Genomic DNA, 21,379 nt, shown 5'->3' with positions numbered 1-21,379 from the left:
GCATTTTTGTTTTTTCAGATAAAGATCAGGTATTAGGCTTGATGAGCAGGTGGTTCACTTTAGCGAATTGATTTGTTTATGCTTTTCAGAATAATGCTGACGAACACTTACGGTTCAGTCATTTACCCATTCCGCTTTCGCTTATATACTCGTGACTTTGCTAACAGCAACCAGACGGATTTCATGTATCAACCTGTCGCTCTATTCATCGGCCTGCGTTATATGCGTGGGCGTGCAGCAGATCGCTTCGGTCGTTTTGTTTCCTGGCTTTCCACCATTGGCATTACTCTTGGGGTAATGGCGCTGGTCACGGTATTGTCGGTGATGAACGGTTTCGAGCGTGAGCTGCAAAATAATATTCTTGGCCTGATGCCTCAGGCCATTCTCTCGTCAGAGCAGGGTTCTCTGAACCCGCAACAGCTGCCGGAAAACGCGGTGAAGCTGAGCGGTGTCAATCGTATTGCCCCGCTGACAACCGGTGATGTGGTTCTGCAAAGCGCGCGCAGCGTAGCGGTTGGCGTGATGCTGGGCATCGACCCGACGCAAAAAGATCCGCTTACGCCGTATTTGGTCAATGTGAAGCAAACCGATCTCGAGCCGGGTAAGTATAATGTCATCCTTGGCGAGCAGCTTGCCGGTCAGTTGGGCGTGAATCGTGGCGATCAAATCCGCGTTATGGTGCCGTCAGCCAGCCAGTTCACGCCGATGGGACGTCTGCCAAGCCAGCGTTTGTTTACGGTAATTGGCACCTTTGCCGCCAACAGTGAAGTCGATGGCTACCAGATGTTGACCAATATTCAGGATGCGTCACGCCTGATGCGCTACCCGGCGGGCAATATTACCGGCTGGCGTTTGTGGCTGAATGAACCGCTGAAGGTCGACACGTTGAGCCAGCAAACGCTGCCGCAAGGCACCAAATGGCAGGACTGGCGTGAGCGCAAAGGGGAATTATTCCAGGCTGTGCGGATGGAAAAAAACATGATGGGGCTGCTGTTGAGCCTGATCGTGGCGGTCGCGGCGTTTAACATTATTACCTCGTTGGGCCTGATGGTCATGGAGAAGCAAGGCGAAGTGGCGATTTTACAAACCCAGGGACTTACGCCGCGGCAAATCATGATGGTGTTTATGGTGCAGGGGGCCAGCGCCGGGATTATTGGCGCGCTACTGGGTGCCGCGTTGGGGGCATTACTTGCCAGCCAACTGAACAACCTGATGCCGATCATTGGGGCATTACTGGATGGCGCTGCGCTGCCGGTTGCCATTGAGCCGTTACAGGTTGTCGTCATTGCGCTGGTGGCCATGGCCATTGCGCTGCTGTCTACGCTTTATCCTTCCTGGCGCGCCGCCGCCACTCAACCCGCTGAGGCTTTACGTTATGAATAAGATCCTGTTGCAATGCGACAACCTGTGCAAACGCTATCAGGAAGGCACCGTGCAAACTGATGTGCTGCACGATGTCAGCTTTAGCGTTGGCGAGGGTGAAACGGTGGCGATTGTCGGCAGCTCTGGATCCGGTAAGAGTACGTTGCTGCATCTGCTGGGCGGACTGGATACGCCAACGTCGGGCGACGTTATTTTTAGCGGACAGCCGATGAGTAAACTCTCTTCGACGGCAAAAGCGGAACTGCGTAATCAAAAGCTCGGCTTTATTTACCAGTTTCACCATCTGCTGCCGGACTTTACCGCGCTGGAAAACGTGGCGATGCCGCTACTTATAGGCAAGAAAAAACCGGCTGAAATTACCGAGTGTGCACGCAATATGCTGAAAGCAGTAGGGTTGGATCATCGTGCCAGCCATCGCCCGTCTGAGCTGTCGGGCGGTGAGCGCCAGCGCGTGGCGATTGCCCGTGCGCTGGTCAATAACCCACGTCTGGTGCTGGCGGATGAACCCACCGGTAACCTTGATGCGCGCAACGCTGACAGTATTTTCGAGCTTCTGGGTGAGCTGAATCGCTCTCAGGGGACGGCATTTTTGGTGGTGACCCACGATCTGCAGTTGGCGAAGCGCATGAGCCGCCAGCTTGAAATGCGCGATGGTCGCCTGACGGCCGAACTGAGCCTGATGGGAGCTGAGTAATGGCTGCGCCTTTATCGTTATTGATTGGCTTACGCTTTAGCCGTGGTCGGCGGCGTGGGGGCATGGTCTCGCTGATCTCTGTGATTTCTACCATCGGTATCGCATTGGGTGTGGCGGTCTTGATTGTCGGTTTGAGCGCGATGAACGGATTTGAGCGCGAGTTGAACAACCGCATTCTGGCCGTTGTCCCGCACGGCGAGATTGAAGCGGTTAACCAGCCCTGGAACAACTGGCAGGAAGCGCTGGATAAAGTACAGAAAGTGCCGGGCATTGCCGCTGCGGCGCCCTATATCAACTTTACCGGGCTGGTGGAAAGTGGCGCAAATTTACGCGCGGTGCAGGTGAAAGGTGTCGATCCCAAACAGGAACAACGTTTGAGTGCGCTGCCTACGTTTGTACAGAACCATGCCTGGGATAATTTCAAAGCCGGTGAGCAGCAGATAATCATAGGGAAAGGGATTGCTGATGCGCTGAAGGTGAAGCAGGGTGACTGGGTGTCAATCATGATCCCTAACGCCAGTGCCGATCACAAACTGATGCAACCCAAGCGCGTACGGTTACACGTCATCGGTATTTTGCAGTTGAGCGGCCAGCTTGACCACAGCTTTGCAATGATCCCAATGGAAGATGCGCAGCAGTATCTGGATATGGGGTCCAGCGTGTCGGGTATTGCGCTGAAGGTTAACGACGTCTTCAATGCGAATAAGCTGGTCAGAGATGCCGGTGAAGTGACCAATAATTACGTTTACATTAAAAGCTGGATTGGTACTTACGGCTATATGTATCGTGATATTCAGATGATCCGCGCCATTATGTACCTGGCGATGGTGCTGGTGATTGGTGTCGCCTGTTTTAATATTGTTTCGACGTTAGTGATGGCGGTAAAAGACAAGAGCGGCGATATTGCGGTATTAAGAACATTGGGCGCGAAAGACGGGCTGATCCGTGCCATTTTTGTCTGGTATGGCTTGCTGGCAGGACTGTTTGGTAGCCTGATCGGCGTCGTGATTGGCATCGTCGTTTCGCTGCAACTGACGCCGATTATTAACGGTATTGAGGCGCTTATTGGCCATCAGTTCCTGTCCGGTGATATCTATTTTATTGACTTCTTGCCATCGGAATTACACTGGCTGGACGTTATTTACGTGCTGGTTACAGCATTATTGCTGAGTCTGTTGGCGAGTTGGTATCCGGCGCGTCGCGCCAGTAATATTGATCCTGCGAGAGTGCTAAGCGGCCAGTAGCAATAAAAAGGAGCGGTGATGTACTACGGGTTTGATATTGGCGGGACAAAAATTGCGTTAGGCGTCTTCGATAATCAACGCCGTTTGCAATGGGAAAAACGTGTTCCTACGCCGCGCGATAGCTATGATGCTTTCCTCGATGCGGTGTGCGACCTGGTGACGGAGGCCGACCAGCGATTTGGCGTTAAAGGTTCAGTGGGAATTGGTATTCCCGGTATGCCAGAAACCGAAGACGGTACGTTGTATGCCGCTAACGTTCCTGCTGCCAGTGGAAAACCTCTGCGTACCGACCTCAGCGCGCGACTGGACCGCGATGTGCGTCTGGACAACGATGCTAACTGTTTTGCCCTCTCCGAAGCCTGGGATGATGAATTCACCCAGTACCCGTTAGTGATGGGGTTAATCCTCGGCACGGGGGTTGGAGGCGGCCTGGTGCTGAACGGTAAATCCATCACCGGACGCAGCTATATTACCGGTGAGTTTGGTCACATACGCCTGCCGGTAGATGCGTTAACGCTAATGGGATTTGACTTCCCGCTGCGTCGCTGTGGATGCGGTCAGTTAGGCTGCATCGAGAGCTACCTTTCCGGTGGCGGATTTGCCTGGCTGTATCAGCATTACACCCATCAACCGCTGGACGCCCGTGAAATTATCGCGCTCTGGGAGCAGGGTGATGAACAGGCGCTTGCCCACGTCGAACGCTATCTTGATTTGCTGGCGGTGTGTCTGGGGAATATTCTGACTATCGTTGATCCGGATTTAGTGGTCATTGGCGGTGGTTTGTCGAATTTTACCGCGATAACGGCGCAACTGGCAGACCGTTTGCCACGCCATTTATTGCCGGTTGCCCGCGTGCCGCGTATTGAACGGGCACGCCATGGTGATGCGGGTGGAATGCGTGGAGCTGCTTTCCTACATCTTACCGATTAATACAAAGAGGTTGTTATGCTGTCGCGTCGGGGTCATCGGTTAAGCCGTTTTCGTAAAAATAAACGCCATATGCGCGATCGCCTGCGTCAACGGATCTTTTTCAGAGACAGAGTGGTGCCTGAATTGATGGAAAAACCAAGAGTATTAGTCCTGACGGGGGCGGGGATCTCCGCCGAATCAGGTATTCGTACCTTCCGCGCTGCGGATGGTCTCTGGGAAGAACATCGGGTGGAAGACGTGGCGACTCCGGAAGGATTTTCGCGTAACCCCGGACTTGTGCAGTCGTTTTATAACGCACGTCGTCTTCAGCTACAACAGCCTGAAATCCAACCCAACGCGGCGCACATTGCGCTGGCAAAACTAGAAGCGGAGCTGGGCGACCGTTTTTTACTGGTGACGCAGAATATCGATAACCTGCATGAGCGCGCCGGTAACCAGAACGTCATCCATATGCACGGTGAACTGCTCAAAGTGCGCTGTTCGCAAAGCGGACAGATCCTGGACTGGACAGGAGATGTGACCCCGGAAGATAAGTGCCATTGCTGCCAGTTTCCGGCACCGTTGCGCCCGCACGTCGTGTGGTTTGGCGAAATGCCCTTGGGGATGGATGAAATCTATATGGCGCTGGCGATGGCGGATGTGTTCATCGCGATCGGTACGTCCGGGCATGTTTATCCGGCGGCCGGATTTGTACACGAAGCGCGCCTGCACGGGGCGCATACGGTGGAACTTAACCTTGAGCCGAGCCAGGTAGGCAGCGAGTTCGAAGAAAAGTATTACGGTCCGGCAAGCCAGGTGGTGCCTGAGTTTGTTGAGAAGTTATTGAAAGGGCTGTAATCGGTTTAAATCCCTCCTTGTTTAAGCTTGTGTCAGATGGCGGTTCTCACGCAGAGCCGCCAGAATCAAAAATCCAATAATGTAAAAACAGCAGGTCAATGCCAACCCGCTCAGCCACATGGGCAGCCGGGTGATGTAGACCATACTGCATGAAATAATGACTAAAATAATTCCGGTGTACATTGGGTGAGCAATCCAGGCGAAAATGCCGCGCGAGACGCGTTTTGCGTTCGGTAAATAGTAGCCTGTCCATGTATGACTCCCGCCCAGATCCCATTTCCCTTTGATGACTAACACATTGCCGATCATGGCAATCACCAGATATACCCAATCCACAGCGCTAATGAGGTGCTCGAAAAACAGGCTGTAACCAAACGCCAGAATCGGTATAAAAAAAGTGAGCCGTAGCAATTGCGTTGCGATGAACGGCAGTAACGGGCGAGCGTCAGCTGGCTGCCGACGGGGCAGTATAAAAAGGGTGAATATGATGAGGTTAGCCAGCTCAAGTAGCATCCATAGCGTTGCCATTGGGAGCCTCAAAGCAGAGTTGGGATAGTGTAAGCGTAGCCGTTGGCAGAGTAGGTGATATCAGTCAAAAGGTGTAGAAAAGGTATTTTCCCCGGAACCTGGGTATGATTTAGCCGACACAGGAATGCAGGTAATAACCCGGCGCAGCTAAGTGTCGCCGGGTTATAAGGGGATTAGCGTCCTGCTTTCAGCTTCTGATAGTACTCTTCATAAATTGTGCTAGCTGAGCCGACGTCGTTCTGCCATTCGCCTTTGTTGATGGTATCAGCATCAGGATAGAGCGTTTTATCATTGGCCACTTCCGGGCTGAGCAGTTTACGTGCCGCCAGGTTTGGCGTTGGGTAACCGATGGTTTCGGCCACTTCTTTTGCGACATCCGGGCGCAGCAGGAAGTTAATCAGCTTCAGCGCACCTTCTTTGTTTTTGGCGTTCGCCGGAATAGACAGACTGTCCATCCAGAAAATGCCGCCTTCTTTCGGCCACACGACTTCCAGCGGCGTGCCTGCCTGACGCGCAACGAATGCCGAGCCGTTCCACACCATACCGAGGTTGACTTCACCTTCCATATACGGGTTTGCCGGGTTGTCTGAGTTAAACGCCGCGACGTTAGGCATCAGTTTCTTCAGCTCGTTATACGCGGCTTCGATCTCTTTCGCGTCGGTGGTGTTACCGGAGTAGCCCAGCTTGCGCAGCGCTACCTGGAACACTTCACGCGCATCATCGGTTAACAGCAGGCTGCCTTTGTATTCCGGTTTCCACAGATCGGCCCAGCTGGTCACGGTTTTCGGATCAATGACATCGCTGTTGACGCCAATAGCCGTTGCTCCCCAGATATACGGAATGGAGTAGTCGTTATTTGGGTCAAACGGCTTGTTGAGCATGTCCGGATCGAGATTGTTGAAGTTGGTGAGCTTGGTCTTATCAATCTTCTGGATCATGCCTTCTTTGCGCATTTTATCCACGTAGTAGGTGGAGGGAACCACCAGATCGTAGGCGCCGTCTTTATACGTTTTGAGTTTGGCATACATGGTTTCGTTCGACTCGTAGGTCGAATAGATAACCTTAATACCGGTCTCTTTCGTGAACTGCTCCAGCAGTCCTGGCGGAACGTATTCGGTCCAGTTGTAGAAATAGAGCGTGTTGTTGTCGGAGGCTGTGGCGGTGTTCATACCCAGTGCCAGAGCACCCGCGGCGAGCAGGTGGCGTGACCATTGTTTCATCATTTAACGTCCCCTGAATAACATACCCGTCGTCTTTCAAGCCGCATTTTTGTTGGCTACGCTAGTTCACCCCAGTCACATCGTTATCTATGTTCCTGGGGACTCACGAGCTTGCCGCCTCAATGCAACTCGAAATCCATAGGGTATGGGCCTGTTAGCGGCCTTTAGTTTTATCACGTGCAATAAGCTGGCTGGCGATAACCATGACCAGCGACAGAACCAACAAAATGGTGGCCAGCGCATTAACTTCTGGTGACACGCCGACTTTAACCATTGAGTAGATTTTTAACGGCAGAATTTCATAACCTGGTCCAGTGACGAACGATGAAACAACCACGTCATCCATCGACAGGGTAAAGCTCAGTAACCAGCCCGCAGCGACCGCTGGCATCGCCAGCGGCAGAATGATTTTGCGCAGAATGGTGACTTCGCTGGCGCCCAGGTCTTTTGCGGCTTCCAGCATACGCACATCGAATCCTTTCAGGCGTGAGTACACTGTCACCACCACAAAAGGCAAACAGAAGGTGATATGCGAGAACAGCAACGACCAGAACCCCAGTTGAATACCGATCAGCATAAACAGCACCAGCAGTGAAATCGCCATCACGATATCCGGCGACATCATCACCACGAACAGCATACCGCTGACAAACGGTTTACCGCGAAAACGGTAGCGGTAAAGCGCAACCGCCGTCAGTGAGCCGATCAGGGTGGCAAAGGTTGCGGATAATACGGCCATCGTCAGTGAATGCTGTGCCGCCTGCAGCAGGCTGTCGTTGTTCATCAGCAGGCCGTACCATTTGGTGGTAAAGCCTTGCCAGTTGATGCCAAAGCGCGAGCTGTTAAAGGAGTTCACAATCAAAATAATGATTGGAATGTACAGATACGCGTAGATGGCGGTCATGAAACCACCGCGAAGCAGTCGACCGATCATTCGAGTTCCACCTTTTTATTCAGAAGGCGTGACGCTTTCAGAGCATTGAAAATAATCAACTTTTTCTCTTCTCCAAAATCTCTCCAAAACTTCCCACCAAAACAGACAGCCAAAAAATAAGCGGCCATCACTAAGGCCGCGAATTTTACAACAATTTTCCAGGTGATCGGAAAAAAATGCCCATTTAAATGACTAGCTTTAGCCATTCCTGTCCACGAGTGTCGTTATAGCGATCTGTTGTTGCCTGCACTTTATGGCCCAGCAGCGTTTTAGTGTCGATCCCTTGCGCGCGGTACAGTCGTTCGGCTAGCGAGCGTTGCTCGTGGAATGTCGTTGGCGTTTTCCCGGCTGGTGGCTTAATTCCCGCCAGATCCCGGGCACCCGCAAAATAATCTGACAGGTTGTCTTTGCTCATTGGCTGGCCTTTTTTCTGCAACCGGCTGTGAACCAGGTAAGGGCTAACAATCTTGTTGCGACAACCGGCAATGACCTCTTTGAGCGTCATGCCCACGGCATCGCAATGAAGTGACAGGGGTAACGCAAGGCGCATACCTGTTTTGCCCTGAATGACATGCAAATGACCGTCCCACACATCAGAAAATTTCATTCTGACAATATCCTCTCTTCGCTGGCCGGTAACCAGGGCGAGAAGCATGGCGTTCCTGTTGTAATGCCCTTCAGGGGTAACATTGAATATGGCCCGCCAGTCCTCGATGCTGAGTCGTGCCCGGGTCACTTTCGGTACCGGTTTTCGCGTCGCCTCCGGAGGATTCCAGCCAGGAGGAACTTCACCCGCATGCTGTGCTTCGCGATAAATATCCACCCACACCACGCGATTGTTTAGCGCTGTGCTGGCCTGCCCCTTATCGAGCCATTCCTCCAGTATCAGGGAAAAATCCCTGACTTCCAGACTACGCAACGGATGATTACCAAGTCGACCAACCAAAAGATTAGCCATCCTCATCTTTTCTTTGAGTCGGGTTTCTGACAGATCACCGTTGTCTACACGTGTGCGCTGCACTTTTTCATAGCGAACAATCCACGCCTTTAAACTGATCCCGCGCGCCTTATTTAATGATGGCTTTTCATCGATTTTTTTCAGGAAATAATCAGCTTCTGCCGCAGCCAGTCGCTGATTGGCGATGACCGCTATTTTTTCTGCTTTGGTTTTATCGGTTCCGAGTCCGTGAAATTTTCCGGTTACTGGGTTTTTATATTGGTAATAGGTTTTGTCGGTTCGGCGATCAAACCGGGCATAAAGCCCGGGAATGGAGATGCTATTTTTTCGTGGCCTTGGCGACATGATTGAGGATCTCCTTTAGCGCGTCATCATCGTTATCATGAATTTCTGGCGCCACGCCGACAGCGCCGGGGCCGACATACACTGCATTGCGATCTACACACCAGCGCCCGCAAATTTTTTCCGGCTTCGGGTTTATGTAGCCCAGCTTGCCGTATTTCACCAGCGTGGTATTGGTAATTACAAAACCAAAGCGACCGGCTTTCCATTCTGTCAGCGGTATCAGAAATTGTTCACTCATAGCCATCACTCGCGATAGCCAGCTATTACGATACGCGCAACAGCTGGCATTGGTTGATATTCAATAATCAGTTTGCGGTCAGACGTTGCCAGATTGCAGAGACGTATTTGACCTGATGTCGGGCGTCAGAAAGCGCATTGTGCATGTCGCCTTCAAACGGGATGTCGTAGCGTGGATTGATACCGACAGATTTACCCAGTTCGACCATGGTCCTTACGTCCCTGTCATTCCAGAACGGAACAGAGAAGGGAGTTTCTGTTAACGCGTATGCGCGGCGCAGAATGACGTTATCAAACGAGCAACCATTACCCCATAATTGAACAGTGTGGCTACCGTTAGCAGCGTTTTCAGCGATAAAGTCAGCCAGGAGTTCAAGGGTTTCACGCAGCCCCAGGGCCTCATCAACAAGAATGGCAGAGCGGGCTTCAGATGATTGTTTCAACCACCACTGAATTGTCGACGCATCCGGTTTCATGCCAAACGACATCGATGATTCAAGACTGACAACCTGGTAAAATTCGGCACCAGTGTTACCAGTTGAAGGATCAAAATATACGGCGCCGATAGAGACTATTGGTGCATCAGGACCGCTGCCCATAGTTTCCAAATCAACCATCAGGTGAGTATAAAAAGCGTTCAGGTGATCCGTATCTATATGGTGAACGGGTTCATTATTCAGGGAAGCTGGAGGCTCACCAGTTGCATCAGTGCTTTCAACTGGCAAAGCTGCTGCTTCGCCCTGAGGCACATCAGGATTGGTTTTGATTTCGCTGTTGTCAGTTTTTTCCATCTGCACATCGCTGGTGGTTTCCTCGGTATTGGCTTGATGTAATTTTTCTTCGACGGCGCGCTGGCGTACCTGGTCTACGACAGAAAGCGCTGGCGCCGGCTGGTTACCCATCAGGCCATCAATGGAGAAAACACCGTTGCCCATGTTGGCGATTTCTGGTTGTTCGGCTATTGCCTTCTGTTCAGCTGTGGACCTCTCTTTAATCTCGTTTTCCCAGCTTTTTTCTGGTACGTGACCGGCTGCCGCCAGGGTTTCTTCAGTTGGGTGCTGGTGGTCGGTTTCAGTCAGGTTTTTGTTGATGTAACGGCTCAGCAGTTCCGGGAAATGGTGAGTGTTTTCTTCTGCACTACGAATAAGCGCGAAAATAGCGGCGCGGGAATAATCCAGGATGCCAGCGCGTTTGCGCAGGGCGGCGGACCACTCTTTGAACGGGCTTTCATTTTTAGCAATGATCTCTTTTGCACGACGGAAAACGCCACCTGGGATATCGTAGATGTTGAAATCCATTGGAAGTGTGGCCAGCGCAATATCAATGTCCAGAGTGTCCAGCGTGTGGACAAGTTCCGGGTTGCGATCGGTCCCATTGCCGCCGCCAGCGTTGGTTCCGGAGTCAGTGCGCTGAATTCCCGACACACGATTGCCCTTACACCACTCTTTAACCAGCAGCCCACGGTCAATGTGTTCAGTGTTGAACCAGGCCTTAAAGAACTGAATAATGGTGACCAGATCAACTCGTTTTCCATCAACCGGAAAAACGGTTTTCAGCGCGCTGACGATCTTCCAGATATCGATCTCTGGCGCTTTCCTGAATGGTTCTACATTCTCGGCGGCAAGCAGCAGGTTCTGCACATAGCTGTTATCCACATCCAGCTCGAGTTCCTGAATGGTTTTCTTCTGCTCAGTATCAATATGGTAAGCATATTCTTCAGAAATAAAGTGAGCTAAGAGGCGCTGGCGTAGCGGCAGAGTCGCAACGGAAATAAGCTCTGGCGTTACAGGTGGAGTGGCATGTTCATCACCCGCAACTCGTGCTTTCTTATCATTAACCCACTCCTGAACGGTAAGAGCCCGCTTTTCTGGTTCTTCAATCCATTCGGAAATAAATTGCTCAAATGTAGCAACGGTATAGACCTGCTCACGGTCAAAGACTTCTTTTATTGCATTTGCCAGCTTCCACTCAACATGAGCAGAAAGCTCTTTCACCGACGGCACATTCGCAACGGACAGTAACAGGTTTTGTACATAGAGATCATTTTCGTCCAGTTCCATTTGTCCGATCTGGATGTGCTGCGCTTCACTGATTTCCTTCTCTTCAGTGTCATTGACCAGGTGCGCAATCAGTCGCTGAGACAGGCGCAGGCGAGATATGGGGCGGAGCAACGTTGGTGCATCGCTGGTGGGTACATTGGCACTGGAGGTTTCAGGTTTTTGCTGGCTGGAAGCCTCCAGATTTTCATTATCCGGCTTCTGTTTCAGTTGCCACGTTTGCTGGTCTTCTGCCAGTTCGTAACGATCGCACCATGTGTCATCAAGTGTGCTTTCCTCAGGAAGATCGTCAACAACAAACCAGTTGGTGCGGACAGGTAATTGATAGTCGGCGCCACGACCGACGGCAATATCGTTGTCTTCGAGAATATTGAGGATTTCGCGTTCTGCACGGGAATCTGATTTCGCAGAGAACCAGCAAAACAGGTTTTTTGCCTCAGTTGCTTTCGCTTTGGCTTTAATAAGATACGCATACGTTAACATTGCGTTCGGGCTCCATAGGATTGTAAGATACCCGGCAGCTGATGATCGCCGCCTAAGGTAGTGGTTATTGGTCAAAACTCGTTCCGGAAAGCTTTGGTCGGCTGACCGGGTACTTAACCCGCCTTGCGCGGGTTTTGTGCTTTATGGGGTAGGGGATTTTCCCTGCGTCAGCTGTGCGACGGGGACCCACTCCAGAGCATTCAGCACGGGCTCAAATGAATCAGGCGTGTGAGTAACGGCGCGAACGACGTCAGCCACGCTGGGGTTTGCTTTGCTAAGGTGGTACCCGCCACCAGCGCCACGCTGGCTGGTGACGATTTCACTGCTGCGCAGCTTCGAGAAAATCTGCTCGAGGTAAGACACAGACAGCTTTGATTCTTTACTGATAGATGCGATGGAAACAGGGCTGCCGTTGTAAATCCTGTTGAGGATGGCAACCACCTGAACAGATGCCACCACACGTTTCATTCCAAACTCCATAGTCACTTCCTTACTGATGCTGGCAACAGCCATTGGTCAAACTCGTTATGAACGAACTGAAGTCTGTTGGTCGGCAGACGGGTCGCCCTTCTGGGCGAGCATGTAGCAAATCAGTCGAATGATTACTTCAATACGGTTTAGATGTACGGCCTGACACCGCACTGGTTTACGTGCGAAATCGATCATGGATTTATCCTCTTGCTTTGCCCTTGTCGCCAGGCTGGCGGAACGTTGAACCTGCTGCGTGTTAATGCTTGTCATCTCATCCGGTGATTCGTATGCCGCCGGCAGCTACTTCGTGGGCGTCCTGCCTTGATGACGCTTTTCAAACTGTGTTTATATTTAAACCCCAAATGTGTTTAAAAGTCAACACGGCATGTGTTTAAGGTGGCGAGGATGATAACGATATGGGAAAAGGGAAGGTGAAAGGCATAAAAAAACCAGCCAAGTAGGCTGGTTAGATTGTTAAAAATTGTAGCTTAATCGTCAGTTGGCTTTAATCGTCCCCGAAGGTACTTCTCGACATACTCATCAATTTCTTTCAGCCGCAATTGAAAGGTATCGATCATTCTGTCTTGTTCAGACTCCGGCAACTGGTCAAAAAGAGTAATCAACTTACGATGTTTTGGCGTTAACCATGATTCGGCGTGATCATCACCAAACATCAGTTCAGCCGGGCTAATTCCGAGAGCTTTAGATATCGTTATAGCGTCGTCAACGCCCACATTGCGGCGACCCGCTTCATAGTTCCCGATGCGTGACTGAGCCCACCCACATAACTCTGCGAGTTTAGATTGCGACATATTTTTCTGTTCGCGTAGCTGCTTCAGTCTGGCGGCAATTGCAGTGTTTATATTCATTACTGATTTTTACCACGTTACGTGTTAACGCTCAAAGAACGTTTCGTCTTGACTATCTAACACATTATGTGTTTAATTCAGCTAAACACTAGATGTGAGGACAAGATGAACAACATCGCCAAAGAACGGCAAGCGCTCGGTTTAACTCAAGAGCAATTAGCCAAATTATTCGGGTGGCGTCAGTCAAGGCTCTCAAATTATGAGAACGGAACACGTCAGCCTGGCCTACCGGAATGCAGATTGATTGTGGAGAAGCTTAACGAGTTAGGGCGCACCTGCTCTCTTGATAGTGTATTTCCGCCACAAAGCGAGGTCTGAAAGATGCAATCAGTAGCTTATACCCATAATAAACCACGAGTAGCCGCTGCGGTGAAATCGCAAAATCAATTTAAACCCCAGCGACGCGACAGCATTCAGCACCGCGTCATATTGGCAGCCGTTCGTGAATGGGAATCGACATTACCAGGACAGGCACAGGAACGGATCGCTCAGCTGGTGGCTGAAGAGTGGGCCAAGGCAGATGGTCGTGGAATTGCTGTTAATAAACAGAATTTATTTCGATATCTGAAAAACGGAGGAGGGTCAGAAAAGTACACGGCTTACGTGATGCAGCTGTCAGGCTCAATCATCGCCGCTATGCCAGTTCAGATTGCCAGGAAGCACGGGTTAAGTAATGCGAGCACAGAGGCGGAGCTGGTGGCTAACGCTATCAAAGAATGCAGTGAGGCACACCAGGCGAAATTAATCGGTGCTCCGTTACAGAAGCTCGAGAAGGAGATTCGTGAAGCGGCAATCGCATTGTTCAACATGCTACCTGCTGACGCGGCGGGACCACTACTGGCGAGTATAAGCGCCGTAGCGCCGCAATTGTTTTAATCGAGTTTTGACCAATGACCATTATTACTGCAACTCGCGGGGTGAAGTATGCCTAATCCTTTGGCTAAGGCCATGCCTAAGAGTAAGGCTAGTAACGAGCCTTACCGTAAGGTGAAGATTACCATGTGGGATGATCCTAAGTTTCGAGCCTTATCACCACTCCCGCCAAGTGGGCAGAGTCTGTTTATTTACCTGCTTACTGGACCATTCACAGGGATTATTCCCGGGCTGTATAAGGCGGGAAGGGCGGCTATGGCCGAAGAATTAAACTGGGATGTCGAAGCCTTCGACTTAGCCTTAGGTGAAGCCATAGCGTTAGGTATGGTGGAAGCCGATCTTAAAGCCAGAGTTTTTTGGTTGCCTAATGCGGTGAAACATAACCCGCCAGCATCAGTGAACGTGATCAAATCATGGGCAAGATCGTTTGAATTACTGCCTGAATGTTCACTGAAAGATAAAGCATATGAAGCTCTCAAAGCCGCATGCTACGGGGTTTCTGACGCTATGGGTATGGCTTTTGATAAGGCTTTCGCCTTGCCTAAGGATAAGGCTAAGTCTTTGGCTAAACCTTTGCCATCAGGTATCCAGAAAGCAGTTAGCAGTAAACAGATCTTAAACCCCTCTCTTAACGCGGGCGCGATGAAAAATCCGAATGGGGATGAACTGCCATCCCCGGCCATGCCCCGATACCTGGACTGTGTTGATGAACCGATCGGGAAATTCAGCATGGCAGATAGCTGGCTTCCCTCCAGAGACTTCAGACAGCGTGCCGCATCGTGGGGTATCTCCCTGCCTGAGCCAGATTATCTTCTGACTGAACTCGCGGAATTCACCGCGTACTGGGAGTCAGAAGGGAAAGTTTTTACGCAAATCCAGTGGGAACAAAAATTTGCCCGACATGTAGCCCGGGTGAGAACGCAGGTAAAACCAGAAACCGGAGGTAACAGTCATGTGGGAGCAGGATCAGAACCAACAGCATCCCGGGCAGTTCAGCAAATTCAGTCAGCCCACGCAGAGTGGCGCCGCAGGAATGGACTTGATGGCGACGGAAACAGCCTGGCGACTGTGGCAGGTCATGGGGGAGGTGTATTCGAACCGATGGACCCAGAAGAACGGTGCGGAGCCTTCGCCTATCTGGATAGCCCAGATAGGTTCGATGACTGAACCTCAAATTCGGCTGGTCTGTCAGCAGTGCATGGAGCGCTGCGCGATGGGAAATACATGGCCGCCCGACCTGGCTGAGTTTGTTTCTCTGGTTTCAGAGAGTGGAGCGAATCCATTCGGACTGACGTCGGAGCAGGTTATGGCGGAGTACCGGCGCTGGCGCAATGAGTCATATCGGTATTCAGGTAGCGATAAATATCCATGGCCTCAGCCTGTGCTTTATCACATCTGCATCGAAATGCGCAGAACGGGCGTAGAACGACAAATGACTGAGGGGGAGCTGAAACGACTGGCGGAAAAGTTACTTACGAAGTGGTCGAAGCATGTTGGTAATGGACTAAGTGTCCCACCAATTCGACGTCAACTGGCGGCGCCGCACCATCCGGCGGGACCAACGCCAGCGCAAATACTGATGGAAGAATACAAACGCCGCAAAGCGGCGGGTTTAACGAACTAAAACGAGTATTGACCAATGACCAAATCCTTAACCCAAAAAGAGCAGGTGGCAGTTTTTGTACGCTACCAACTGAACAGTGCAGTTGGCGACGTTTCCGAGGCGTTTGATATGCATGGTGCTACAGCTGGGAAGTTACTGGGAGAGTTAAGTGACGAAGGGATATTAAACCGAACACGTAACAGAGTTCAGTTTACTTATTCGGCTGCCCCTGATGCGGAAATCTCTGAGGCGGTCCTTCCGTGCATGGTTGATAAAAGTGATCCGGTCAGGATGCAGGCTGCCAAGCAAAGAGCGAAGGAGCTTGAGGAGGAGGGTCTGTGGCGACGTGCTGCAGCTGTGTATGCGGATATGTTTGGGATCGCTGGTAGTGCTGTTGAGGTTGCCCGTATTGCCAAGCGTCGCAAAGACTGTCTGCGCCAGGCGGGGAGGGCATAACCGATGACTAGTGCAAAACATACAGTAAGCTGGAGCAAATCTTTTCCCTAGTTGTTGGAAAAGTGCAAGATCAAACACACCCGCCACAGAAGCTTGCGGTTATGATGGTCGTCTTGCAATGGATCACAGCCCTACGTGAAAAGAAATGCCGCTTTAATGCGGCATATCACTGGGCTGAATTTTTTGTTATGCTCAAAATAAATATTTAAACAGACTCGCATAAAAATCTGATTGAATAGAAATTTGATATTTACTCGTATAAACAAGGTTTTAAAATTTCCATGATTTCATCTGCAGTCAGGCTTTCAAGTTTAGTTAATGCCTTATTATAGAATACAGAGGAATATCTACTAATAGGTGATGAACCTCGAAGGCGGTCGCCCATTGCTTCAAGAAATCTTTCTTTCCGCTCTTTGGCTGGAGGGTGTGTTCCAGAGATTGTTTTTATTGGCAGTAAGTCGATTAATTTGGTACTCATTATTTTGAGGGATTCTTCCACGAAGTACATATGCTCAAAAAGTATTAATGTAGACGTAAGTGATAAACTTAAGGAGTATTCGACTTCGTAAGGGATTTTTCTTTCTTTTCTTTTTAATGATCTGTTTACTCCATCTTGGAATTTTATCGCAATCATCTTGGCTGCAAGAGCATCCGCTTCAATTTCAAAGCTTCTTAAGATACTACTTGCATCATCTTTCTTTAATACATCCTTTTTTCTCTGAGGGTGATGATATAAATGATGTGATAATTCATGCATCATTATAAAGTCTATTTGTTCGGCAGTGATGTTATGTATGTTTTGTGCGTTATTCTCAAAGCAGATCGGATTTGCGGGGAATTTTAAAGGGGAGATTTCTGTTGAAAAATACAAGGATCGAGGGAGTAAATAGGATAGTGCTCTATCGTATCTCTTAACTCCGGCCATTTCTTCTGTTGAGTGGAAGTGAATTAGTATGGTATTGAAGTCATCTAATATTGGCTCAAGTGCGTAATTAACTGTTATAAATCTGAAGTTATCATATACTAAAGAAGAAGCATTCATCCCCTTCTTTTTTACAGGATAGAAAATAATATTATCAAGTTTTGTTTTTTTTATAACTTCCTCAGGTATATGCATCATAATACGTAATTGACTTAGCCTAGGCCAGTATGGTTGCAATGACATCGGTTCTGCAAATTCTTCAGATAATGCGTATGCCATTTTTAATGCTACGTAATTTTCAATGTCTCTATGGAAAGCCATATTAACAAGTTCATCTTCACTTTCAGGAAGTGGGAAACTCGTAAATAAAAAGGTTCTTAAAGTTTGGAATATTAATTCTTCGGGTGATGTTGGTGAGGAATTAAATATCTCCTCAATTGCAATTTTTTGTTCAGTCGTTACTTTAGGGAGTGACCTATAATCAAGTGTCATTAATTGATCCAAGTCAAAAGTGATTGCCTTGGTTTTTTTTATCTCTATCTTCATTTTTTCTAGAAGATTTTGAGTGTTGAAGAGCATTAAGGAGATTTGATCTTTGTTTAATAATGGTTTGCATAGTTTGCAATCACTCCCCATATAATTCGCGTACTTATCATTGAACGAATAAAGTCTTTTTCGAGTCGATGCTATTTTTTTATTTCTTTTTCTTTTTTTAATTTTTATCTTTTTTTTCACTTTTATATCCTTAATTATTCACTTCTGTGATTATTGAATTAGAGATCGTTAAGATGATTACTTAAACTCAGGAGTAACTATTTTTCATAACCCTGCTCATTTTGCTTGTTTAAAACGCTCTAATGCAACTACCTGGATTGGTATTTTACTCAACTTGGGTGCTGTTGGTGACGCAGTTGGTTGAAAAGTGAACATTTTATCTTAGCTGCAAAGAGCTTAGCGCCTAAAATTCTCGGTAAGGATTGTATTAAAAAAATGGATAAGCTCTATTAGAGCCGCTTAGCAATGGGTATTTTTCATGAGTGGGCATTTACATTAGCATTTTGTGCGGCTAAGTCGTTGATCAAATACACTCATCAGTGTACTGTATGAATATACAGTTAAGGCGACAGAGGCATTTATGAAAGTTGAATTAACCATTGATCGTACTAAAGAACTTCCGAAAGGCACGGTTCCCGCACTTGAAAAAGAATTGTTAAAACGGCTCCAGAATCAGTTCGATGAGTGCAGTCTGATCATACGCCGTGCAGGTCCCGATAGGTTACGTGCTTACGGTGGTGAGAAAGAAGCCAAGAAGAAAGTTGAGGTAATCCTCCAGCATACTAGGGAAAGCGCAGACGACTGGTTTTGTTGATACAGCATGCAATGACTTTCCAGTGTGGAGGGGGAGTGGTGGAACAGAAAGAAGAATTACCAAATTATGGATATGCAGTCATCAGATGTCACGATGGAGTCATCGTTGCCAGGCTGCAATCATTTCCTGAGTGTGAGCGCGCCCTGATGTACCGACGCGGTAGCATGGTGTCATTTATGCCTCTTCAGGATGATGAAATTATTGGCACACCTACGTTGTTTACTCAGATGCTGGAAAGGGCGGGTTATCGCGTTACCCAGAATTCTGTTACACTCCCGTCATAGGCCTGAACAACCTATACCTGCTGCGCCACAGGAGAAAAGCCCCATGGCGCAAGAACAATTCAAGCAATCCCTCATACTGACGTTATCCAACGCCAGCGATTTTCTTTTTGCCGCATCCAGAGGTGCGTTATGAAGAAAAGCTGGTTTCAACATACACAACTCACCACTGAGCAGGCTGATGAACTGGAAGCCCGCTATAAAGCAAAGCAGATTAAGACCGAGCGTAGTCTGGATAATGACTTTATTCACTGGACGATCAGCGCGTTCTTGCCGGAAGCATCTAGGCCTCCTCGTCAGGACAGAACCTGGCAACAACGGGTCTGGAGGTGATTGTGAAAGTCTACGATATCACCCCAATGGGCAAGCCTAGGATGACGCGCGCTGACAAATGGAAAAAGCGCCCCGAGGTTCTGCGTTACCGGGCTTTCTGTGATGAAGTTCGTCTGCAGGGTGTTGAGCTGGCGGAAAGCGGTTCGCATGTCACTTTCATTCTTCCGATGCCAGCGAGCTGGAGCAAAAAGAAACGGGCTGAGTTCAACGGTAAACCACACCAGACTAAACCTGATTTCGACAACATGATGAAAGCCCTGATGGATGCTATTTACGAAGATGACGCTCACATCTGGGATTCACGCGTCACAAAATTATGGGGAGAGAAGGGACAAATAATTATCGGGGAGATTGCAGTATGAGGGCGCTGCTGAAGCCGGTGGTTGCGCGTGAGCTTGGAATTGTGCTGCTCAAGCCTGGCAGTGAGCTGATGTCATTATTCAGTTGTGAACGTGTGCTGGTGGAAAGCCAGCCAGCAGGCATGGAAAGGTTGCCTGCAGGCCGTGTTCCTGACGTTCGCCAGCCGCTTGCCAGTGACGAGTCACTGTGGCCTTTCTTCCTGGATGAAAAGGTTATGAAAGCTGCTGGTGGTTTGAGTGGTCTTGATTACTGGCTTCTGCGTTATGGCGGCCAATGCTGTCAGTGGCCATGCAGCGATTACCATTATCACGAGTTAACCATCCTGCGCCATGAACCCGGATCGGTTCTTCTGTGTGGACATTGTGATAACCATTTGCGCGACCACTACAGCGAACAACTTGCAGAGCTGGCGAGATGTAATGTTATTAGCTGGATTATCAACAGCATTATGGTGGCGCTGAATCAGGATCCTTTCAGAGAACTGTCGCTGGCGGAGCTTTGCTGGTGGGCGGTTCGTATGGGGGTTAGCGACGCAATTCCCGAATCCGTAGCCAGCCGGGCGCTCCGTATTCCTTCGGAAGAGCATCAGTCAGTCATGCGTGAATGCGATATCGAACCGGGTGTCTCCTCCACCAGCATCATTACAGCCAGAGCCAGCACAGTAACCGTAGTGCAGGTGCCAGCGGTTAAGCCCGTAGTTGGTGTTCTGGTCGATCCTGAGTCCCCGCAAACCTATATGAAACGTCCAAAGCGGATCCGCTGGACGGCCCCCGAATATCTGGCATGGATTAAAACACAGCCCTGCGAATCCTGCGGTAAATCATCAGATGACCCACACCATTTAATTGGCTGGGGGCAGGGAGGTATGGCAACGAAGGCGCATGATATTTTCGCGATCCCTTTGTGTCGCCAGTGCCATACAGAACTACATAACGACCCGGTGAAGTTTGAGCAAAAACATGTACCTCAGCCGGTAATGATTATCAGAGTGCTGGACCGGGCTTATAGGCTCGGTGTTCTGGCGTAAGGAGAAGAACAGGATGACACCACGTCAACGCCGCAATCATCTGGAAGCGCTGGGTAAAGCGGCTTCTGCTCCACGCAAAAGCTGGCTGGGTAAATGTATTCTCCTTACAGGGATCCAGTCCGGATGGATTAAATCCCTGCTCACTACATGGGGTGATGGTGTGGGTGGAAAAATAGCACCACGTATGCCGCGAGGACACGCGTGCTGGAATGTACTTAAGGGACGGAACTGGTCAGATAAGGCGTTAGAGCGCTTCACCGCGGCGTTGAACCAGGCTCGAGAAGAGGGATTCCGTGGGCAGCAGGCAATGAACAGGGCGCACAGCATTCTCTGGCCCCAGTCACCTGCCAGTGTGATTGATGAAGCCCTGCATAATGATGATGTCGATTTTGTTGAGCAATGTGTACTGCAGGCGCTGGATATTAACGATCCGGTTTATGTTGTTGGTCTTCAGTATTACACCACACGAAAAAAAATCTCAGATATAACCCGGGAACTGCAGGCGATTGCGCCCTGGCTGACACAAGAACAGGCCAGAGAGCGAGTGAAGTGGTGTTTACAGATTTTCAGAGCAAAGGTGTACCTGTCAGCGAAAGCACTATTGGAAAGCGAGGAATAACGTTTTTGCTTTTTTGTGCTGTTTTTTTGTGTCTGGTATTGAAAACTACCCAGAAAGTTAGATAATCCATTCATGCTTGGCAGAGCTGCGCCACGATGGCAGCGACGAAAAGCGAACAATTTGAATATAACGAGGACCCCGCCAGCGCGGGGTTTTTGCTTTCCGGCGATACGACAGGGGTATTCGCGAGGTGCATTGCACCAGTACCCCTGTCATATCGTCGATCTAATCTTCCACAAATATAAAGCCTCACAACTAAGCGGAGCCTTTTCATTTCAGTGACTTGAATATTCTGAAAGTGCTCACATTATTTGAATGGACTGCGCGAACTATGTATTATCCTGCT

Annotated in this window: 25 protein-coding genes and 1 pseudogene; 15 read left to right on the top strand and 11 right to left on the bottom strand. The window is 49.5% G+C overall.

Features of this window, described 5'->3' with window-relative positions; genetic code table 11:
- Positions 1-183 precede the first annotated feature (183 nt).
- The 5 genes from lolC to cobB are packed head-to-tail and all read left to right on the top strand — an operon-like array spanning position 184 to position 5,088.
- A complete protein-coding gene (lolC, locus tag AC3ITF_RS12855) occupies positions 184-1,383 on the top strand; it encodes a lipoprotein-releasing ABC transporter permease subunit LolC (RefSeq protein ID WP_117341987.1) in 1,200 nt (399 codons plus the stop codon).
- Positions 1,376-2,077 (top strand): lipoprotein-releasing ABC transporter ATP-binding protein LolD, encoded by a 702-nt coding sequence (gene lolD / locus AC3ITF_RS12850; RefSeq protein ID WP_489175717.1) that lies wholly within the window; start codon positions 1,376-1,378, stop codon positions 2,075-2,077. Before lolC ends, lolD begins: the two co-directional genes overlap by 8 nt.
- Entirely contained in the window at positions 2,077-3,321 is a 1,245-nt protein-coding gene (gene lolE, locus AC3ITF_RS12845) for a lipoprotein-releasing ABC transporter permease subunit LolE (protein WP_096757411.1), read from the top strand. Before lolD ends, lolE begins: the two co-directional genes overlap by 1 nt.
- 18 nt (positions 3,322-3,339) lie before the next feature.
- Positions 3,340-4,251: an N-acetylglucosamine kinase gene (gene nagK / locus AC3ITF_RS12840; RefSeq protein ID WP_096757410.1), complete on the top strand. Its 912-nt coding sequence runs from the start codon at positions 3,340-3,342 to the stop codon at positions 4,249-4,251.
- Between the two features lie 15 nt (positions 4,252-4,266).
- Complete coding sequence (gene cobB / locus AC3ITF_RS12835; protein ID WP_181219562.1) at positions 4,267-5,088, top strand: Sir2 family NAD+-dependent deacetylase; 822 nt, start codon at positions 4,267-4,269, stop codon at positions 5,086-5,088.
- Between the two features lie 21 nt (positions 5,089-5,109).
- Here cobB and AC3ITF_RS12830 read toward each other — a convergent pair whose 3' ends face one another.
- The 10 genes and pseudogenes from AC3ITF_RS12830 to AC3ITF_RS12785 all read right to left on the bottom strand — a co-directional run bounded on the left by AC3ITF_RS12830 (position 5,110) and on the right by AC3ITF_RS12785 (position 13,190).
- Positions 5,110-5,616 (bottom strand): methyltransferase, encoded by a 507-nt coding sequence (locus AC3ITF_RS12830; protein ID WP_146716606.1) that lies wholly within the window; start codon positions 5,614-5,616, stop codon positions 5,110-5,112.
- Between the two features lie 173 nt (positions 5,617-5,789).
- Positions 5,790-6,836: a spermidine/putrescine ABC transporter substrate-binding protein PotD gene (gene potD / locus AC3ITF_RS12825; RefSeq protein ID WP_489176444.1), complete on the bottom strand. Its 1,047-nt coding sequence runs from the start codon at positions 6,834-6,836 to the stop codon at positions 5,790-5,792.
- Positions 6,837-6,990: 154 nt separating this feature from the next.
- Entirely contained in the window at positions 6,991-7,770 is a 780-nt protein-coding gene (gene potC, locus AC3ITF_RS12820; RefSeq protein ID WP_003030794.1) for a spermidine/putrescine ABC transporter permease PotC, read from the bottom strand.
- Positions 7,767-7,976: a hypothetical protein gene (locus AC3ITF_RS12815; RefSeq protein ID WP_137397961.1), complete on the bottom strand. Its 210-nt coding sequence runs from the start codon at positions 7,974-7,976 to the stop codon at positions 7,767-7,769. Before AC3ITF_RS12815 ends, potC begins: the two co-directional genes overlap by 4 nt.
- The gene (locus AC3ITF_RS12810) at positions 7,955-9,073 is read right to left on the bottom strand and encodes a phage integrase Arm DNA-binding domain-containing protein (RefSeq protein ID WP_489175716.1); all 1,119 of its coding nucleotides are present in this window, start codon (positions 9,071-9,073) and stop codon (positions 7,955-7,957) included. The genes AC3ITF_RS12815 and AC3ITF_RS12810 overlap by 22 nt, the downstream gene beginning before the upstream one ends.
- Positions 9,048-9,311 (bottom strand): excisionase, encoded by a 264-nt coding sequence (locus tag AC3ITF_RS12805; protein WP_137397962.1) that lies wholly within the window; start codon positions 9,309-9,311, stop codon positions 9,048-9,050. Before AC3ITF_RS12805 ends, AC3ITF_RS12810 begins: the two co-directional genes overlap by 26 nt.
- A 67-nt stretch (positions 9,312-9,378) precedes the next feature.
- Positions 9,379-11,850 carry a 3'-5' exonuclease gene (locus AC3ITF_RS12800; protein ID WP_182260695.1) on the bottom strand — a complete coding sequence of 824 codons (2,472 nt, stop codon included), beginning with the start codon at positions 11,848-11,850 and terminating at the stop codon, positions 9,379-9,381.
- 141 nt (positions 11,851-11,991) lie between these two features.
- Positions 11,992-12,330 (bottom strand): RrF2 family transcriptional regulator, encoded by a 339-nt coding sequence (locus AC3ITF_RS12795; protein ID WP_257663862.1) that lies wholly within the window; start codon positions 12,328-12,330, stop codon positions 11,992-11,994.
- A gap of 45 nt (positions 12,331-12,375) precedes the next feature.
- Positions 12,376-12,522 (bottom strand): annotated as a pseudogene (locus tag AC3ITF_RS12790) (hypothetical protein); the annotation flags it as partial.
- A gap of 287 nt (positions 12,523-12,809) precedes the next feature.
- Positions 12,810-13,190: a helix-turn-helix domain-containing protein gene (locus AC3ITF_RS12785; protein ID WP_003832307.1), complete on the bottom strand. Its 381-nt coding sequence runs from the start codon at positions 13,188-13,190 to the stop codon at positions 12,810-12,812.
- A gap of 66 nt (positions 13,191-13,256) precedes the next feature.
- Between AC3ITF_RS12785 and AC3ITF_RS12780 the strand changes: the two genes are divergently transcribed.
- The 5 genes from AC3ITF_RS12780 to AC3ITF_RS12760 all read left to right on the top strand — a co-directional run bounded on the left by AC3ITF_RS12780 (position 13,257) and on the right by AC3ITF_RS12760 (position 16,122).
- Positions 13,257-13,508 (top strand): helix-turn-helix domain-containing protein, encoded by a 252-nt coding sequence (locus tag AC3ITF_RS12780; RefSeq protein ID WP_306458484.1) that lies wholly within the window; start codon positions 13,257-13,259, stop codon positions 13,506-13,508.
- A 3-nt stretch (positions 13,509-13,511) separates the two neighbouring features.
- The gene (locus tag AC3ITF_RS12775) at positions 13,512-14,066 is read left to right on the top strand and encodes a toxin YdaT family protein (protein ID WP_103285479.1); all 555 of its coding nucleotides are present in this window, start codon (positions 13,512-13,514) and stop codon (positions 14,064-14,066) included.
- Positions 14,067-14,318: 252 nt separating this feature from the next.
- Entirely contained in the window at positions 14,319-15,230 is a 912-nt protein-coding gene (locus AC3ITF_RS12770) for a DnaT-like ssDNA-binding domain-containing protein (RefSeq protein ID WP_489175715.1), read from the top strand.
- Positions 15,142-15,687, top strand: coding sequence for a replication protein P (locus AC3ITF_RS12765; protein ID WP_142385459.1), 546 nt, complete (start codon positions 15,142-15,144; stop codon positions 15,685-15,687). The genes AC3ITF_RS12770 and AC3ITF_RS12765 overlap by 89 nt, the downstream gene beginning before the upstream one ends.
- A gap of 15 nt (positions 15,688-15,702) precedes the next feature.
- A complete protein-coding gene (locus AC3ITF_RS12760) occupies positions 15,703-16,122 on the top strand; it encodes a PerC family transcriptional regulator (protein ID WP_102803798.1) in 420 nt (139 codons plus the stop codon).
- A gap of 250 nt (positions 16,123-16,372) precedes the next feature.
- On the opposite strand, the gene AC3ITF_RS12755 is transcribed toward AC3ITF_RS12760, so the two are convergent.
- On the bottom strand, positions 16,373-17,779 hold the full coding sequence (locus AC3ITF_RS12755; RefSeq protein WP_182260249.1) for a M48 family metalloprotease: 1,407 nt from the start codon (positions 17,777-17,779) through the stop codon (positions 16,373-16,375).
- 400 nt (positions 17,780-18,179) lie between these two features.
- Here AC3ITF_RS12755 and AC3ITF_RS12750 point away from each other — a divergent pair, with 400 nt between their 5' ends.
- The 5 genes from AC3ITF_RS12750 to AC3ITF_RS12730 all read left to right on the top strand — a co-directional run bounded on the left by AC3ITF_RS12750 (position 18,180) and on the right by AC3ITF_RS12730 (position 21,033).
- Positions 18,180-18,413 carry a DinI-like family protein gene (locus tag AC3ITF_RS12750; RefSeq protein WP_102803796.1) on the top strand — a complete coding sequence of 78 codons (234 nt, stop codon included), beginning with the start codon at positions 18,180-18,182 and terminating at the stop codon, positions 18,411-18,413.
- 413 nt (positions 18,414-18,826) lie between these two features.
- Entirely contained in the window at positions 18,827-19,027 is a 201-nt protein-coding gene (locus tag AC3ITF_RS12745; protein WP_182260250.1) for a hypothetical protein, read from the top strand.
- Positions 19,028-19,029: 2 nt separating this feature from the next.
- Positions 19,030-19,389 (top strand): RusA family crossover junction endodeoxyribonuclease, encoded by a 360-nt coding sequence (locus tag AC3ITF_RS12740; protein ID WP_182260251.1) that lies wholly within the window; start codon positions 19,030-19,032, stop codon positions 19,387-19,389.
- Complete coding sequence (locus AC3ITF_RS12735) at positions 19,386-20,414, top strand: DUF968 domain-containing protein (protein ID WP_182260252.1); 1,029 nt, start codon at positions 19,386-19,388, stop codon at positions 20,412-20,414. Before AC3ITF_RS12740 ends, AC3ITF_RS12735 begins: the two co-directional genes overlap by 4 nt.
- Before the next feature lie 13 nt (positions 20,415-20,427).
- The gene (locus AC3ITF_RS12730) at positions 20,428-21,033 is read left to right on the top strand and encodes a hypothetical protein (RefSeq protein ID WP_182260253.1); all 606 of its coding nucleotides are present in this window, start codon (positions 20,428-20,430) and stop codon (positions 21,031-21,033) included.
- The last annotated feature ends 346 nt before the right edge of the window (positions 21,034-21,379 follow it).

This window comes from Citrobacter sp. KH_055_1, assembly GCF_057838705.1.
The sequence above is the reverse complement of the archived record's forward strand: the minus strand, read 5'-3'. Positions and strand labels throughout refer to the sequence as shown.

Bases quoted from the DNA above. Each gene is read 5' to 3' on its own strand.
- lolC (WP_117341987.1), top strand. From the start codon at position 184: ATGTATCAACCTGTCGCTCTATTCATCGGCCTGCGTTATATGCGTGGG.
- lolD (WP_489175717.1), top strand. From the start codon at position 1,376: ATGAATAAGATCCTGTTGCAATGCGACAACCTGTGCAAACGCTATCAG.
- lolE (WP_096757411.1), top strand. From the start codon at position 2,077: ATGGCTGCGCCTTTATCGTTATTGATTGGCTTACGCTTTAGCCGTGGT.
- nagK (WP_096757410.1), top strand. From the start codon at position 3,340: ATGTACTACGGGTTTGATATTGGCGGGACAAAAATTGCGTTAGGCGTC.
- cobB (WP_181219562.1), top strand. From the start codon at position 4,267: ATGCTGTCGCGTCGGGGTCATCGGTTAAGCCGTTTTCGTAAAAATAAA.
- AC3ITF_RS12830 (WP_146716606.1), bottom strand. From the start codon at position 5,616: ATGGCAACGCTATGGATGCTACTTGAGCTGGCTAACCTCATCATATTC.
- potD (WP_489176444.1), bottom strand. From the start codon at position 6,836: ATGAAACAATGGTCACGCCACCTGCTCGCCGCGGGTGCTCTGGCACTG.
- potC (WP_003030794.1), bottom strand. From the start codon at position 7,770: ATGATCGGTCGACTGCTTCGCGGTGGTTTCATGACCGCCATCTACGCG.
- AC3ITF_RS12815 (WP_137397961.1), bottom strand. From the start codon at position 7,976: ATGGCTAAAGCTAGTCATTTAAATGGGCATTTTTTTCCGATCACCTGG.
- AC3ITF_RS12810 (WP_489175716.1), bottom strand. From the start codon at position 9,073: ATGTCGCCAAGGCCACGAAAAAATAGCATCTCCATTCCCGGGCTTTAT.
- AC3ITF_RS12805 (WP_137397962.1), bottom strand. From the start codon at position 9,311: ATGAGTGAACAATTTCTGATACCGCTGACAGAATGGAAAGCCGGTCGC.
- AC3ITF_RS12800 (WP_182260695.1), bottom strand. From the start codon at position 11,850: ATGTTAACGTATGCGTATCTTATTAAAGCCAAAGCGAAAGCAACTGAG.
- AC3ITF_RS12795 (WP_257663862.1), bottom strand. From the start codon at position 12,330: ATGGAGTTTGGAATGAAACGTGTGGTGGCATCTGTTCAGGTGGTTGCC.
- AC3ITF_RS12785 (WP_003832307.1), bottom strand. From the start codon at position 13,190: ATGAATATAAACACTGCAATTGCCGCCAGACTGAAGCAGCTACGCGAA.
- AC3ITF_RS12780 (WP_306458484.1), top strand. From the start codon at position 13,257: ATGTGTTTAATTCAGCTAAACACTAGATGTGAGGACAAGATGAACAAC.
- AC3ITF_RS12775 (WP_103285479.1), top strand. From the start codon at position 13,512: ATGCAATCAGTAGCTTATACCCATAATAAACCACGAGTAGCCGCTGCG.
- AC3ITF_RS12770 (WP_489175715.1), top strand. From the start codon at position 14,319: ATGGCCGAAGAATTAAACTGGGATGTCGAAGCCTTCGACTTAGCCTTA.
- AC3ITF_RS12765 (WP_142385459.1), top strand. From the start codon at position 15,142: ATGGGGGAGGTGTATTCGAACCGATGGACCCAGAAGAACGGTGCGGAG.
- AC3ITF_RS12760 (WP_102803798.1), top strand. From the start codon at position 15,703: ATGACCAAATCCTTAACCCAAAAAGAGCAGGTGGCAGTTTTTGTACGC.
- AC3ITF_RS12750 (WP_102803796.1), top strand. From the start codon at position 18,180: ATGAAAGTTGAATTAACCATTGATCGTACTAAAGAACTTCCGAAAGGC.
- AC3ITF_RS12745 (WP_182260250.1), top strand. From the start codon at position 18,827: ATGAAGAAAAGCTGGTTTCAACATACACAACTCACCACTGAGCAGGCT.
- AC3ITF_RS12735 (WP_182260252.1), top strand. From the start codon at position 19,386: ATGAGGGCGCTGCTGAAGCCGGTGGTTGCGCGTGAGCTTGGAATTGTG.
- AC3ITF_RS12730 (WP_182260253.1), top strand. From the start codon at position 20,428: ATGACACCACGTCAACGCCGCAATCATCTGGAAGCGCTGGGTAAAGCG.